The sequence below is a fragment of the Guyparkeria sp. genome, assembly GCF_046545975.1.
Taxonomy (GTDB): Bacteria; Pseudomonadota; Gammaproteobacteria; order Halothiobacillales; family Halothiobacillaceae; genus Guyparkeria.
In genome coordinates, this window is the sequence record NZ_JBKGYT010000005.1 from 1 (window position 1) to 15,107 (window position 15,107).

The 15,107-nt window shown below is 66.6% G+C and carries 9 protein-coding genes; 2 read left to right on the forward strand and 7 right to left on the reverse strand.

Annotated features, from left to right (window positions below; genetic code table 11):
- Positions 1-15: 15 nt before the first annotated feature.
- The 4 genes from tsaB to gnd are packed head-to-tail and all read right to left on the reverse strand — an operon-like array spanning position 16 to position 4,936.
- Positions 16-705 carry a tRNA (adenosine(37)-N6)-threonylcarbamoyltransferase complex dimerization subunit type 1 TsaB gene (gene tsaB, locus ACLFMY_RS01065; protein ID WP_410762655.1) on the reverse strand — a complete coding sequence of 230 codons (690 nt, stop codon included), beginning with the start codon at positions 703-705 and terminating at the stop codon, positions 16-18.
- Between the two features lie 59 nt (positions 706-764).
- Positions 765-2,447, reverse strand: coding sequence for a glucose-6-phosphate isomerase (gene pgi, locus ACLFMY_RS01070; RefSeq protein ID WP_410762656.1), 1,683 nt, complete (start codon positions 2,445-2,447; stop codon positions 765-767).
- A complete protein-coding gene (gene zwf / locus ACLFMY_RS01075; RefSeq protein ID WP_410762657.1) occupies positions 2,447-3,958 on the reverse strand; it encodes a glucose-6-phosphate dehydrogenase in 1,512 nt (503 codons plus the stop codon). Before zwf ends, pgi begins: the two co-directional genes overlap by 1 nt.
- A 45-nt stretch (positions 3,959-4,003) precedes the next feature.
- Positions 4,004-4,936, reverse strand: a complete 933-nt coding sequence (gene gnd, locus ACLFMY_RS01080; RefSeq protein WP_410762658.1) for a phosphogluconate dehydrogenase (NAD(+)-dependent, decarboxylating) — start codon at positions 4,934-4,936, stop codon at positions 4,004-4,006.
- Positions 4,937-5,271: 335 nt separating this feature from the next.
- On the opposite strand from gnd, the gene ppc reads away from it, so the two are divergent.
- The gene (ppc, locus tag ACLFMY_RS01085) at positions 5,272-8,091 is read left to right on the forward strand and encodes a phosphoenolpyruvate carboxylase (RefSeq protein WP_410762659.1); all 2,820 of its coding nucleotides are present in this window, start codon (positions 5,272-5,274) and stop codon (positions 8,089-8,091) included.
- 64 nt (positions 8,092-8,155) lie between these two features.
- Here the strand turns inward: ppc and malQ are convergent, their stop codons facing one another.
- The 3 genes from malQ to glgC form a co-directional block, all read right to left on the reverse strand.
- A complete protein-coding gene (gene malQ, locus ACLFMY_RS01090; RefSeq protein WP_410762660.1) occupies positions 8,156-9,625 on the reverse strand; it encodes a 4-alpha-glucanotransferase in 1,470 nt (489 codons plus the stop codon).
- Complete coding sequence (locus tag ACLFMY_RS01095; protein ID WP_410762661.1) at positions 9,622-11,304, reverse strand: glycoside hydrolase; 1,683 nt, start codon at positions 11,302-11,304, stop codon at positions 9,622-9,624. Before ACLFMY_RS01095 ends, malQ begins: the two co-directional genes overlap by 4 nt.
- 70 nt (positions 11,305-11,374) lie before the next feature.
- Positions 11,375-12,646, reverse strand: coding sequence for a glucose-1-phosphate adenylyltransferase (glgC, locus tag ACLFMY_RS01100; RefSeq protein WP_410762662.1), 1,272 nt, complete (start codon positions 12,644-12,646; stop codon positions 11,375-11,377).
- A gap of 258 nt (positions 12,647-12,904) precedes the next feature.
- Here glgC and glgB point away from each other — a divergent pair, with 258 nt between their 5' ends.
- A complete protein-coding gene (glgB, locus tag ACLFMY_RS01105) occupies positions 12,905-15,091 on the forward strand; it encodes a 1,4-alpha-glucan branching protein GlgB (protein WP_410762663.1) in 2,187 nt (728 codons plus the stop codon).
- Positions 15,092-15,107: the final 16 nt, after the last annotated feature.

A 15,107-nucleotide genomic window follows, 5' to 3' on the forward strand; every position in this document is an offset into this window, starting at 1 on the left:
GCAGGCGACGACTCGTCAGGGGCCGGTCACGTTGTCGCGCAGGTAGTGCGGCACGGCTTCGTCTGGCGCAATCCATGCCTCGCGACCGGTCGACGCGATGATTCGCAGCGCATCTTGCGCGTGCGGCAGGGCATCGTCGTAACCGGCGAGAAGGCCGGGAACGTCCAGCAGTTCCGGGTAGCGGCCGAAACCGCTGCCCGCGGCAATCAACCGGTCCGACACGGGGGACGGGAAGACCGGCTCGATCACGGACTCGGCGAGGATCGGCCGCATGCCACGGTCGCCCTCCACGAGGTAGGCGGCCCGGTAGATTTCTCCCATCCGGGCATCGATCGCCACCCGGATCTCCATCGATTCCGTCCCACCACCGCCTGCCGACCCGGTCCGGAAACGTTCCAGGGCACCCATGGCAAGGCATTCGAGCGAGGAAACCGGCACCAGCGGCAGGCCACGGGCGATGGCGATGCCCTGGGCCATGGCCGTGGCGATGCGCACCCCGGTGAACGAGCCGGGTCCCCGGCCGAACCCGACAAGATCGAGATCGGCGAATCCGATCCCCGCCTCGGAAAGCAGGCCTTCGGCCATGGGCAGCAGGAGCCGGGCGTGACCACGGGGGGCCACTTCGAATGCCGTGACGGTCTCCCCGTTCACCGCCACGCCGGCGGTGCAGGCCTCGGTCGAGGAGTCGAGATAAAGGATGTTCAAGCAGGCACCTCTGGGACATCCGTGCCGGGACCAGGCACGAGATCAACGGTGCGCGGATTCTACCGCAATGGCCCGCCGTCCTGGTCGGGGGTCCAGTGACGGGCGATCTCGTCGAGCAGCCAGCGTGTCGAGCCGTCGAACGGTCGATGATCCGGACCCTCGCCGATGTAGGGCTCGACCTCGTTCGCCATCTGCTTGCCGAGTTCGACGCCCCACTGGTCGAAGGAATCGATCTGCCAGACCGCGCCGGCAACGAAGACCCGGTGCTCGTACAGCGCCAGCAGCGCACCGACGGCCTCGGGCGTCATCTCCGGGAACAGGATGGTGTTCGAGGGCTGCCCGCCCGGGCAGACGCGGTGCGGCGCGATCCGGCGGATGGTCTCCTCGTCGGCACCCTCCTCGCGCATCTGCGCCTCGACCTCCTCCTGGCTGCGGCCGAGCATCAGTGCCCGGCTCTGCGCAACGAAGTTGGCCAGCAACTGGCGCTGCTGCCGGTCGATGGGCGAGTGCGTGCGAACCGAGCAGATGAAATCCGACGGGATCAGGCGAGTGCCCTGGTGCAGCAGCTGGTAGAAGGCGTGCTGCCCGTTGGTGCCCAGCCCGCCCCAGAGCACGGCGCTGGTGTGCGAGTCGACCGGCTGGCCGTCGATCCGCACCCTTTTGCCGTTCGACTCCATCATCAGCTGCTGCAGGTGGGCCGGCAGGAAGCCCAGACGCGTCCCGTAGGGGAAGACGGCCAGCGAATCCGAGCCGAGGAAATCGGCGTTCCAGACGTCGATCAGGCCGAGGATCAGCGGCAGGTTATCCCGCCCTTCCCGCGTACGGAATTCCTCGTCCATGGCATGCGCCCCGTCGAGCAGGCGCATGAATCGGTCCATCCCCAGGTAGAGCGCGATCGGCAGCCCGATGGCCGACCAGAGCGAATACCGCCCGCCGACCCAGTCCCAGATGGGAAACATGTTCGCCGGGTCGATGCCGAAGTCGCGCACCCGCTCGGTGTGCGTGGAGACCGCGACGAAGTGCTTCTTGATCGCCTCCTCGTCCGGAGCGCTCTGGAGGAACCACCGGCGCGCCGAGCGGGCGTTGGCGAGGGTTTCCTGCGTCCCGAAGCTCTTGGATGACACCACGAACAGCGTGGTCTTCGGGTCGAGCACCGCGAGCTTGGAGGCGAGATCGCTCGGCGCGATGTTGGAAACGAAATGCGCGCGGATGTTTTGGTCGGCATAGGAGCCCAGTGCGCGGCAGACCATGCGGGTGCCGAGGTCCGAACCGCCCACCCCGATGTTGACCACGTCGGTGATCCGGTCGCCGGCGTACCCGCGCCATTCGCCGGAATGCACGGCGTTGACGAACCGTTCCATGTGGTCGAGGACGGCATTGACCTCCGGCATGACGTCCTTGCCGTCGGTGACGATGGGACGGTTGGCGCGATTGCGCAACGCCACGTGCAGCACGGCCCGGTCTTCGCTGCCGTTGATGTGCTCGCCGGCGAACATGGCATCCCGCGTCTTCAGGACACCGCGTTCCTCGGCCAGCGCCAGCAGGGCATCGATCACGTCATCGGTCAGGCGCTGCTTCGAGTAGTCGATCGCCAGCCCCGCGGCGTATCCGCTGAGACGCTCGGCACGATCGGGGTCGGCCTCGAACCATTTGCTGGGATGCCGGCGCATGTGTTCGGTGGCCTTGACCTCGAGAATCTGCCACACCGGGCTCATCCGGCCGACATACCTTTCGTGCTGCATCAGTCCTCCCCTGGAATCTTCAGATTGTTTCGCCAGCGATGCGAGTCGTCGTCGAACAGTCGATCCGCCTCCGGCGGGCCCCAGGACCCGGCGGGATACGTGGGTATGTAGTCACGCTCGACCGCCCAGTTGCGCAGGATGGGGTCGACCACCCGCCAGGCCCAGGACACCTCATCATATCGAAGGAACAAGGTCTGGTCGCCGTTGATCACGTCCAGGATCAGCGCGGCGTAGGCATCGAGCTTCTGCGGCTGCGGCCCCGTGTAGCTGGCATCCATCTGCACGGTGCGCGTGCGCATCTCCAGCCCCTCGGTCTTGATCTGGATCTCGAAACGGAAGTTCTCCTCCGGCTGGATCCCGATCAGCAGCCAGTTGGGCACCGTGTGGGCGATCTGGGTTTCGCGGAACAGTTGCTGCGGCGGTTCCCGAAAGCGGATCGAGATCTGCGAGTGGGTCTTCGCCATCCGCTTGCCGGTGCGCAGGTAGAACGGCACGCCACGCCAGCGCCAGTTGTCGATGTAGAGCTTCAGCGCGGCATAGGTTTCCGTGACCGAGTCCCCCGGGACGCCCGGTTCGTCCAGGTAGCCGCGCTCGTTCTCGCCGTTGACCACGCCGCGGGCGTACTGGGCCCGGAATGCCTGGGCATGAACGCCCCGATGCGCGATCGGCCGGATGCAGCGCAGGACCTTCACCTTCTCGTCGCGCACCGCCTCGGCATCCATCGACGCGGGCGGCTCCATGGTGACCAGCGTCAGCATCTGCATCAGGTGGCTCTGCACCATGTCGCGCAGGGCACCCGCGGAGTCGTAGTATTCCCCGCGGCCCTCGATGCCATGCTCCTCGGCATGCGAGATCTGCACGTGGTCGATGTAGTTCCGGTTCCACAGCGGTTCAAGCAGCAGGTTGGCGAATCGCATCACCATGATGTTCTGCACGGTGCCCTTGCCGAGGTAGTGGTCGATGCGGAAGATCTGCCGTTCCTCGAAGTGCTGGTGCAGCAGGCTGTCGAGGGCATGCGCGCTGTCGATGTCGTGGCCGAAGGGCTTCTCGATCACCACCCGGCGACAACCGGTCGCCTCGTCGGTCAGACCGGCGCCGGCGAGGTTGTGACAGATGGCGCCGAAGGCCTGGGGGGAGACCGCGAAGTAGAACATCACGCAGTCCGGGTACTCCGGACGCTCGAGCCGCTCGGCCAGCCGCGAGAAGCAGTTCGGGTCGTTGTGGTCTCCGCCGTGGAAATGCAGCCGGGGCAGCAGCCGGTCGATGGCCTCGTTCCCCGGGCTGTCATCCTCGCTGCCCGCCAGGCACATGCGGCGGACGTCCTCCCGCCATTCCTCGTCGTTCCATTCGCGGCGCCCGAAACCGATGATGCGGGTTCCGTCGGCCAGCTGGCCGGCCTGTTCGAGCTGATAGAGTGCCGGCAACAGCTTCGCCCGGGCGAGGTTGCCCGTGGCGCCGAAGATCACGATCGTCACCGAGTGGGGCGTATCCATGCTTTTACGCTTCCGCATCGGCATCCTCCCTCGACGAGCCCCGTCCTGGGCGGGGCGAGGCGATCACGAATCCCCCTCCTGGCGGCCGCGTTCGACGGCATGGCCACCGAAGGCATTGCGCATCATCGCCAGCACGCGGTTGCCGTAGCCCTCGTCGTCCTGGCTGGCAAAGCGCATCTGCAGCGCGAGGGTCATGACGGGCGCGGCGACACCCAGGTCGATGGCCTCGATGGCCGTCCACCGGCCCTCGCCCGAATCGGCCACGACGGGGCGGATCTCGTCGAGCGACTGGCCCTCGGAACGCAGCGCCTCGGCAGTGAGATCCAGCAGCCAGCTCTGCACCACGGACCCCTCGCGCCAGAGCTCGGTGATCTGGGCCAGGTCGAGATCGAACTCCTTCTTGCGGCGCAGCACGGCGAGTCCCTCGGCCATGGCCTGCATCATCCCGTACTCGATCCCGTTGTGAATCATCTTGGTGAAGTGTCCCGAGCCCACGGGACCGACGTGTCCCCAGCCGCTGTCGGGCGACGGTGCGAGCACCCGGATGGCCGGCTCGATCACCGCGAACGCCTCGCGCGAGCCGCCCACCATCAGGCTGTAGCCGTTCTTCAGCCCCCAGACACCGCCGGAGGTGCCGCAATCGAGGAAATGCACCCCGGCTTCCTCGACCCGCGCGGCATGCCGAATGGTCTCGGTGTAACGGGAGTTGCCGCCGTCGACCAGCACATCGCCCGGCCTGAGCCGGGGGAGAAGTCGGTCGATGGTCTGCCCGGTGATCGGTCCGGCGGGCAGCATGAGCCAGATGATACGAGGCTCTTCCAACTGGCGGAACATCTGGTCCTCGTCATAGGCGGCGATGACGTTGTCCTCTTCCGCGACAAGCGCGTCGATCGGCTCGGGACTGCGGTTGTGAGCCACGACCTCGATTCCGCCACGGGAAAGCCGGCGCGCCATGTTCGCGCCCATCCGTCCCAGTCCGAAGATAGCCAGTCTCATGTTCGATGTCCCCGAATGATTTGCTGATGACGTGAAACCTCAGGCCCCGGGCGAGCCCGCCCGACACATGGCGTGCGATCGCATCCCGGGCGCCACGAATCCTTTATACGCGAGAGTAGCTCATCGACATGAGGATTTTATGTCGGCGCCGGGGGCCGGGAGACGCGTCACCACCGCTTCCCCGCCCGTCGACGGCAAGAAACGACAGAAAACGATATAATGGCCGCGTTTTTGCCCGGCGTCTCCGGCCTGTCCAGCAGTCGGACCGGGATCTTCCGACCGGCCCACGGGCCGGCCCGAGCCGCAATACAACAATCCGCGAGATTCCTGACGCGATGACGACAAGCAACGATAAAGACAAGGCACTGCGCGCCCGGGTGCGCCTGTTCGGCAACCTGCTCGGCGAAGTGCTCCGTGAACAGGCAGGCAAATCGGTCTTCGATACCGTGGAAAGCCTGCGACGCGGCTTTATCCGCCTGCGGAAGAGCTACGACCCCGAGCTGTACCGCGAACTGATGGACGAGATCGAAAGCCTCGATGCCGAGAGCCTCAACCTGGTCGTTCGCGCCTACGGCCTGTACTTCAACCTCGTCAATATCGCCGAGGAGGACTACTCGCACCAGCACCGTCGACGGCAGATCCGTCGCGGTCTGCGCCTGTGGCGCGGTTCGTTCTACGACACCATCCGCGAGTTCCACCGCGACGGCGTGACTCCTGAACAGCTCCAGGATCTGCTCGACCGCCTGGTCTACATGCCGGTGTTCACCGCCCATCCCACCGAGGCGAAGCGACGCACCGTCATGGACCTGCAGCGCCGGATCTTCCTGCTCTGCGGCGAGCTCGACCGGCCGGAGTCCACCGGTGTCGAGCGCGAGCGGCTGCTCGACGAGGTGAAGGCCATCATCCTCGCCCTGCTGCGCACCAACGAGGTCCGGACCACCCGCCCCGAGGTCCACGACGAGATCCGCCTGGGCATGTACTACTTCCGCACCTCGATCTTCGCGGCGGTGCCCAAGGCCTACCGGTATCTCGAGCGTGCCGTGCGCCTGAACTACAACGACAACCACCCGGACAGGCCGGTGCGGGTGCCGAGCCTGTTCAAGTTCGGCTCCTGGATCGGCGGCGACCGGGACGGCAACCCCTTCGTCACCCACGACGTCACCATCTACGCGGTCTGTACCGCCTCGCAGACCATCCTCAAGGAATACCTCGCGCGCCTGCAGTCACTCAAGGGCATCCTGACCCACTCGCTGGCACTGGTGCCGGAAATCGACTGCCGTACCCTGGGCCTGCGGGACGACGCCGAGGCGCTGGGCCTGGTCGAGGCGAACAGCCGCGACGGCGAGTTCTACCCGGAAGAGCCCTACCGGCTCAAGCTCAAGGCGATCCGCAAGCGGCTCGGGTACAACCTCGCCTACGTGGAGAGCGAGCTCGAGGGGACGCCCCGGCCGCTGGACCCGCGCGCCTACCAGAGCAAGGAAGCCTTCCTCGACGACCTGTACCGGCTGCGTGATTCGCTGGTGGGCATCGGTGACCGCCTGCTGGCCGAGGGCGAGCTCAAGGACCTCATCCGCCTGGCCGAGACCTTCGGCTGGCACCTGGTGCGCCTCGACATTCGCCAGGAATCCACCGAGCACACCACCGCGGTCACCGAGGTCCTCAAACAGCTCGCGCCGGAAATCGACTACGCCGGTCTCGAGGAAGACGATCGCACCCGCGTGCTGGGTGAGCTGATCGAGGCCGGGACCCACCGCGCCGATGCCCTGGGCGAGGGGCTGTCGGACAAGACCCGCGAGGTGATCAAGGTTCTCGAGGTCAAGCGCCAGCTGATCGATCTCATCAGCCGCGAGTGCTTCGGCACCTACGTCATCTCGATGACGCATTCGGCCAGCCACGTGATGGAGGTCATGTATCTGGCCTCGCTCACCGGACTGGCCGGGAAGAAGGCGGACGGCAGCTGGTTCTCGGACATCCAGGTCTCGCCGCTGTTCGAGACCATCGAGGACCTCAAGCACATCGAGCACGTGCTGGGCACGCTGTTCGACAACCCGACCTACCGCGAGCTGCTGCGCGCCTCGGGTGACCTGCAGGAGGCCATGCTGGGCTATTCCGATTCCTGCAAGGACGGCGGCTCGCTCGCCTCGGTCTGGAACCTCTACAACGCGCAGAAGCGCGTGATCCGCCTGACCCGCAGCCACGGCATCGAGTGCCGGCTGTTCCACGGCCGCGGCGGCACCGTGGCCCGCGGCGGCGGCCCGACCCACGAGTCGATCCTTTCCCTGCCGCAGGGAACCGTGGAAGGCCAGATCAAGTTCACCGAGCAGGGTGAAGTGCTGTCATCGAAGTACAGCAACAACGAGACGGCCATCTACGAACTGACGATGGGCGCGACCGGCCTGATGAAGGCAACCCGCCACCAGGTCGCCCCGGAGGAGAAGGTATCCGAGGATCACGAGCAGGTCGTCTCCGACCTGGCGCGCTTCGGCGAGGAGGCCTACCGCAAGCTGACCGACGAGACGCCGTTCTTCTTCAACTACTTCCACGAGGCGACCCCGGTGCGGGAACTCGGCCTGCTCAACATCGGCTCGCGGCCGGCGTCGCGGAAGAAGGGCGACCTGTCCAAGGCCTCCGTGCGAGCCATTCCCTGGGTGTTCGGCTGGTCGCAGTCGCGCCACACCCTGCCGGCATGGTTCGGTATCGGTTCCGCCCTGCGTCGCTGGCGCGAGGAGAACCCGGAGCGCGAGGACACGCTCCACGAACTGTTCGAGAAGTGGCCGTTCTTCCACAGCATGCTGCGCAACACCCAGCTCTCCCTGACCAAGGGCGAGATGAACATCGCCCGCGAGTACGCCGGACTGGTTTCCGACCAGGAGAAGGCCCAGGAGGTCTACTCGATGATCCGGGAGGAGTACGAGCGCACGGTGGAGGAAGTCCTGCACGTCGCCCGCGTGGACTCGCTGGTCGACATCGACGAGTACATCGGCACCTCGATGAAGCGGCGCAACCCCTACCTGGACGTGCTCAACCACATCCAGATCACCCTGCTGGGCCGCCACCGCGACGAGTCCACCCCGGAGGCCGAGCGCGAGAAATGGCTGCCGCCCCTGCTGCGCAGCATCAACGCCATCGCCGCGGGCATGCGCAACACCGGCTGACAGTCGGTACCGCGCAGGCTTGTCAGAAGGCCGCGACACCCCCGGGTGTCGCGGCCTTCTCGTGTCAACCCGGCAGACGATCGTGGGCCAGCAGCTGCCCGCGGATGTCCTCGGCAAGCGCCTCGTCCAGCGCCCCGGGATCATGGCGCCATCGCCAGTTGCCCTCGGTGGTGCCGGGAACGTTGATGCGCGCCTCGCTACCCAGCCCGAGGAAGTCCGCCAGCGGCACGATCGCCAGGTTGGCGACCGACGCGAGCGCCGACCGAACCAGCGCCCGGGGCATCGGCACGTCGGGGCCGATGTCCTGCTCCTCCGCCAGTATCCGTCGCACCCTGTCCTGCCGCTGCGGGTCGAGCCCTTGCCACCAGCCGAGGGTGGTGTCGTTGTCGTGGGTGCCCGTGTAGACCACCGCGCGGCGCACGTGGCGCGAGGGCCGATAGGGATTGTCCTCGCCGTCGAAGGCGAACTGCAGGATCTTCATGCCCGGCAGGCCGAAGCGCTCGCGCAGCGCCGTCACCTCGGGCGTGATCACGCCGAGATCCTCCGCGACCAGCGGCAGGTGCCCGTCTGCCGTCGACTCCAGTGATTCCAGGATCGCCTCGCCCGGGGCCGGGACCCAGCGCCCGTGGGTGGCGGTCTGTGCCGCCGCGTCGATTTCCCAGTAGGCCTCCAGGCCGCGGAAGTGATCGATGCGCACCCAGTCGTAGATCTCGAGATGACGGGCGAAGCGTGCCTTCCACCAGGAAAAGCCGTCGCTCTCCATCCGCTCGTAGTCGAACAGGGGATTGCCCCAGCGCTGACCGGTCTCGGAGAAGTAGTCGGGCGGCACGCCGGCGACGACCTCCGGACGCCCATCGGCATCGAGCCGGAACTGGTCGCGGTTGGCCCAGACATCCGCCGAGTCGCCGGCGACGAAGATCGGCAGGTCGCCGAACAGGCGAATGCCCCGCTCGGCCGCATCGCCACGCAGGGCCTGCCACTGGCGGTCGAGCAGGAACTGCTCGAAGGCGATACCCCGCAGCGACTCGCCGTGACTCTCGCGAAAACGTCGCAGGGCCTCCGGATCCCGGTCACGCAGGCCCGCCGGCCAGTCGGCCCAGTCGGTACCGTCCTGCTCGGCCTTGATGCCCATGAACAGGGCGTAGTCGTCCAGCCAGTCGGATTCGCCCCGGGCGAAGGCCTCGAACTCGCCCACCAGCCGATCGCCGGCCCCGATTCCCCGACGCCGATCCTCGACGGGCACGCCACCGGCGAATGCCGGGTCGTCCTCGAGATCCGCCAGATCGAGAAAGGCCGGGTTCAAGGCGAACGATGACAGGCACTGATAGGGCGAACCGTCGGCATGCGTGGGCCCGAGCGGCAGCATCTGCCACACCGTCAACCCGGCCCGGTCCAGAAACCGGAGCAGCGAACGGGCATCGGCACCGAAGCCGGGCCGCGGAAGACTGAAGACCGGCAGCAACAGCCCGGCACGCCGAACGCTCGCCGGGGCCTCGAAAGGCAGGGTCCGGTCGGCCGGGTCCGCCCCGGTCATGCCCGGCCACGCCGCATGACACCCCCGGCCTCGACCTCGACATCCGCGGCCGCAGGTACGCAGACCGGCGTGTCGAGTTCCGCCGGCACCGGTCGCTCGATCAGCTCGTACAGGCGCCGGAGCTGCAGCCGGAACAGGCGATCGAAGTCGCGCACGGCTTCGGCGGGGTTCCCGTCGCCGAACCACCAGAACCAGTCCGATCCCTCGCACACCGCCAGCTGCTGGGCGTTGCGACCGGCCACTTCCGGGCTCCACTGCCCGCCCGCCTCGGCCTCGAGATAGGCCAGGCGGGCGTCGACCAGCCATTCCCAGGCGCGATTCTTCGCCGGTTCCCCGACCCAGGTGGCGAGGTTCCCGTACACCCAGCTTCCGGCCACCAGTGATCTCAGGTCGACCGGTTCCGGCTCGCGCTTCAGGTAGTCGCCGAACGTGACCAGTTCCAGTGACGGGTGTTCGCTCAGGCGCTTGTAGAGCCCGTCGAGCAGCCAGAAGCCGTTGTCCGGGTAGTGTTCCCAGGCGTTCTCGCCGTCCAGGATGATCGGAACGACGGGCGTCTTGACCCCGAGGTGCTCGCAGGTATCGGCGATCGAGACCAGATGATTGCAGAAATCCAGCACCGCGTAGTCGGCATGCCAGTTCTGGTAGTCGAAGCCGATTCGGTCCGAGAGGCCGTCATCCCGGAAGAACAGCCTCAGCGCACGGTCGTCCCGACGGTACACACGGTGCGGGCAATGCACGGTCTGGTGAGCGCGGTTGAGGCTGTTGTTCAGCACCTGCTGCCCGCTGGCGGTCCATTCGAAGCCGTACTCCTCCAGCAGCGACAGCGTCCGGTCGGATATAGCCCCCTCGGAGGGCCAGCAGCCGGCCGGACGTCGGCCGAAGAACCGGTCGAAGACCGCGAGGCCATGCTCGATGTGATAGCGGACCCGTTCCTCGCCGCCGGGGTACTCTTCCCGGTCGGGCTGGGGGGCGGCCGGCTCGCTTTCGGTTCCGGCAGAAAGGTCGAGCAGCAAGGGCATGATCGGATGCGCGTAGGGCGTCATGGAAAGCTCGACCTGGCCGGCATCCGCGAGCCGACGGTAGCGGCCGAACAGCCCGGCGATCAGATCGCCGATACGGGCCAGCAGCGCCTCGCGCTCGTGCGCTTCGAAGCGCCCTTCCCGTTCAAGCATGTCGCGGATGAACGGGTCGTTCTGGCGCAGGGTCTCGCCCGACCAGGCGAGGTGGTACCAGACAGCCAGGTCCGAGAGCAGCCGGTCGCTGAGGTAATCCGCCGCATGTTCGTGTTCCAGCAGCGCCTCGGTGGCTTGCACCAGGCGGGCGAAGGGCGCGAAACGCTCGACAAGCCGTTCACGCTGGGCACGCATCAGCGCCCGTGCCAGTTCGACACGCGCCTCGCCCTGCAGATCTCCCGGTCGAATCAGGCCGATGAGCAGCGGATCGCGCAGCTCGCTAACGCTCCCGTCGCGCCGGTAGGCCTCGATCTGCGTGACGTAGTCCTCGAGCTGCTCGAGCAGGATGGGCACGAAGTTGACCACCACTCTGGCCCCGGGCCAGCGCTCGAGGTGGGCCGCCATGTCCACGTAGTCCTTGATGGCATGCAGGTATGTCCACGGCTGCTGGAACACCCCGTCGCGGGGATCGCGGTACTCGGGCTGGTGCATGTGCCAGCACAACACTACGGGAAGTTTTCCTGCCATCGAATCCGCCTCCGGGCACGCCGGTGGTCATGGGCCGCCGGGGCCTGGGTTATCGAACCATGTGAATCTGCTGGCCGAGCATCTGCGGAGTGACGAGCACCACGCCACCGGGGCTGACCTCGAAACGTTCCCGGTCGGCCGCCTCGTCGACGCCGACTGTCATACCCGGCGGGATGATGCAGCCCTTGTCGATCACCGCCCGGCGGATCTCCGCGCCCTCGCCCACCTGCACGTTCGGCAGGATGACCGAGTCCTCCACGTAGGCCTGTTCACGGATCATGACGTTGGAGAACAGCAGGGAATGCCGGACGATGGCGCCGGAGATGATGCAGCCGCCGCTGACCATCGAGTCGATCGCCATGCCGCGCCGGCCATCCTCGTCGAAGACGAACTTCGCCGGCGGCAGCTGTTCCTGGTAGGTCCAGATCGGCCATTCCGTGTCGTAGAGATTCAGGTCCGGCTGCACGCCGATCAGCTCGAGGTTGGCCGACCAGTAGGCGTCGATGGTCCCCACGTCACGCCAGTAGGACTGCGCATCCGAGCCGGGCTCCCGGAAGGGATAGGCGTAGACGTGGTGCTCCTCGATCAGCCGCGGGATGACGTTCTTGCCGAAATCGTGCTCGGAATCCGGGTCGTCGGCGTCCTGGATGAGCTGCTCGAACAGGAATGCCGTCCGGAACACGTAGATGCCCATCGATGCGAGCGACTGGTCCGGCGAGTTGGGTATCGTCGGCGGGTGCTCGGGTTTCTCCACGAACGACTCGATGCGCCCGCCTTCCTTTATGCCCATGACGCCGAAGGCCTTCGCCTCGTCGACCGGCACCTGGATGCAGCCGATCGTCAGGTCGGCTCCCTTCTCGACGTGGTAGGCGATCATCGGGCCGTAGTCCATCTTGTAGACGTGGTCCCCGGCCAGGATCAGCGTGTACTCCGCCTCGTGGGCCCGGAGGATGTCGATGTTCTGGTACACCGCGTCGGCCGTGCCGCTGTACCAGGACTGGTCGTTCATCCGCTGCTGGGCCGGCAGCAGTTCCACGAACTCGCCACGAGCGACATGGTTGCCGCCCCAGCCGAGCTGCACGTGCTTGATCAGCGAGTGGGCCTTGTACTGGGTGAGCACGCCCATCCGGCGAATTCCGGAATTGACGCAGTTCGACAGGGGAAAGTCGATGATGCGGAACTTGCCGCCGAAGGGCACCGCCGGCTTGGCCCGCCAGTCGGTCAGCTGCTTGAGCCGCGACCCCCTGCCTCCGGCCAGCACGAGGGCCAGCGTGTCACGCGTGATGCGGCTTACCAGACGCTTGGGGCTGTCGACGATCATCCGTAATTCCTCAACCTTTGGCTCGCACGTTCGCCCGCCGCCCGGCCTAGTTCCGGAGCGGGTGTTTTACCGCTACAGAGCGTAGCTCAAACGTCTTACAGTCACGTAACAATTTTCCCTGCCATTGTCGTGAGGTGCCCCCGGCACCCGGTGTGCTCGCGAGCGGTCGGTGCCTGTGCCATAGTCGGGCTGTCTCAACGCCCCGGGGGCAGAAAAACGGCGCTCGGGACCGGAACCTATTGGGTATCATCGGACTGCATGGATCAGAACAGCATGGACAACGACCTGCGAACCGTCATCGAATCGCGCCACCACGACCCCCATCGAGTCCTTGGGGTGCATGCCGTCGATGACGACAACCTGCGCCTGACGACCTACCAGCCGCACGCCGCGGGCGTGGAGACCTTCGACCGCGACGGCGAGCGCATTTCCCTGAGCGCTCTGGCCGAGTTTCCCGGCATCTTCCAGGCCACGCTGCCTCGCGACTGGGTGCCGGACCATCCGCGTTTCGAGATCTCGCTACCCGACGGGCACCGCTACGAAATCGTCGATCCGTACAGCTTCATGCCGACGGTGGGCGAGCTCGACCTGCACCTGTTCGCCGAGGGCAAGCACCTGCAGCTCTGGCAGATGCTGGGCGCCCAGGTACTGTCGGTCGACGAGGTGGTCGGCGTGCGCTTCTCGGTCTGGGCGCCGAACGCCGAACGGGTGAGCGTGGTCGGCACCTTCAACGACTGGGACGGCCGGCGCCATCCGATGCGCGTGCTGGGTGGCAGCGGCGTGTGGGAGCTCTTCATCCCCGGCCTGGCGGTGGGCGACCTCTACAAGTACGAGATCCACAGCCGGCTCACCGGCGAGACCCGACTGCGGACCGACCCGGTGGGCCGCGCGTTCGAGATGCGCCCCGACACCGCCGCGGTCGTGCCCGACTTCCACCCCTTCGAGTGGAGCGACGAGGACTGGCTCAACCGCCGCGAGCACTGGCAGTGGGACCGGCAGCCCCTCTCGATCTACGAGGTGCACCTGGGCTCCTGGCGACGGCGCGACGGCGAGTTTCTCAGCTACGACGAGCTGGCCGACCAGCTCATCCCGTACGTGCAGGAACGCGGCTTCACCCACATCGAGCTGCTGCCGATTACCGAGCACCCCTTCGACGGTTCCTGGGGCTACCAGACCACCGGCTACTTCGCGCCCACCAGCCGCTTTGGCAGCCCGCAGGCGTTCTGCCGGTTCGTCGATCGCGCCCATGCCGCCGGCATCGGAGTGATCCTCGACTGGGTACCGGCCCACTTCCCGCGCGACGAGTTCGCCCTGGCACGTTTCGACGGCAGCGCGCTCTACGAGCACGAGGATCCGAGGCGTGGCGAGCACCGCGACTGGGGCACGCTCATCTTCAACTACGGCCGGCGCGAGGTGCAGAACTTCCTGATCGCCTCGGCCCAGTACTGGATCGAGCACTTGCACCTCGACGGGCTGCGCGTCGACGCCGTGGCCTCCATGCTCTACCTGGACTATTCCCGCAATGCGGGGGACTGGCTGCCGAACCGTCACGGCGGACGGGAGAACCTCGAGGCGATCGAGTTCCTGCAGTCGCTGAACCACACCATCCTCTCGCGCAACCCGGGCACGCTGGTCATGGCCGAGGAATCCACCGCCTGGCCGATGGTGTCGAAACCGCCCGAAACCGGCGGTCTCGGGTTCTCCATGAAATGGAACATGGGCTGGATGAACGATTCGCTGAGCTACTTCAGCGAGGATCCCGTCAATCGTCCCTACCATCACAACCTGCTGACCTTCAGCCTGCTCTACGCCTTCTCGGAGAATTTCATCCTGCCCCTTTCCCACGACGAGGTGGTCCACGGCAAGCGGTCCCTGCCGGCCAAGATGCCCGGCGACGAGCGCCAGCGGTTCGCCAACCTGCGCCTGCTGCTCGCCTGGCAGTACACCTTCCCGGGCAAGAAGCTGCTGTTCATGGGCAGCGAGTTCGGCCAGGGAAACGAGTGGTCCCACGCCCGCGAGCTGGACTGGTGGATGCTGGACTACCCCGTCCACCAGGGCATCCAGGCGCTGGTCGACCAGTTGAACTTCACCTATCGCCACGAGGCGGCCCTGCACGAGCGCGACTTCGAGCCGGACGGCTTCCAGTGGGTCGACTGCAACGACCGGAATCAGTCCGTGATCAGCTTTCTGCGTCACGGCCATTTCCAGACCCTGCTGGTCGTGTTCAACTTCACCCCGGTCGATCGGCCCGGATACCGCGTCGGCGCGCCCCGGCCGGGTCGCTACCAGGTGACGCTGTGCACCGACAGCGAGGGATTCGGCGGCTCCGGGCGGAACCCGGCCCCGACCACGGCGGTGGAAGAGCCCTTCCACGGTCAGCCTTGCAGCCTAACGATCGACCTGCCGGGACTGTCCGCCGTGGTCCTCAAGCCTGCGGAAGACTGACCACCGGTTGGCCGAT

What these genes read in the sequence shown, in the direction of transcription:
- glgB (WP_410762663.1), top strand. Translation starts at nt 12,905, where the DNA reads ATGGATCAGAACAGCATGGACAACGACCTGCGAACCGTCATCGAATCG.
- pgi (WP_410762656.1), bottom strand. Translation starts at nt 2,447, where the DNA reads ATGCAGCACGAAAGGTATGTCGGCCGGATGAGCCCGGTGTGGCAGATT.
- glgC (WP_410762662.1), bottom strand. Translation starts at nt 12,646, where the DNA reads ATGATCGTCGACAGCCCCAAGCGTCTGGTAAGCCGCATCACGCGTGAC.
- ppc (WP_410762659.1), top strand. Translation starts at nt 5,272, where the DNA reads ATGACGACAAGCAACGATAAAGACAAGGCACTGCGCGCCCGGGTGCGC.
- zwf (WP_410762657.1), bottom strand. Translation starts at nt 3,958, where the DNA reads ATGCGGAAGCGTAAAAGCATGGATACGCCCCACTCGGTGACGATCGTG.
- gnd (WP_410762658.1), bottom strand. Translation starts at nt 4,936, where the DNA reads ATGAGACTGGCTATCTTCGGACTGGGACGGATGGGCGCGAACATGGCG.
- malQ (WP_410762660.1), bottom strand. Translation starts at nt 9,625, where the DNA reads ATGACCGGGGCGGACCCGGCCGACCGGACCCTGCCTTTCGAGGCCCCG.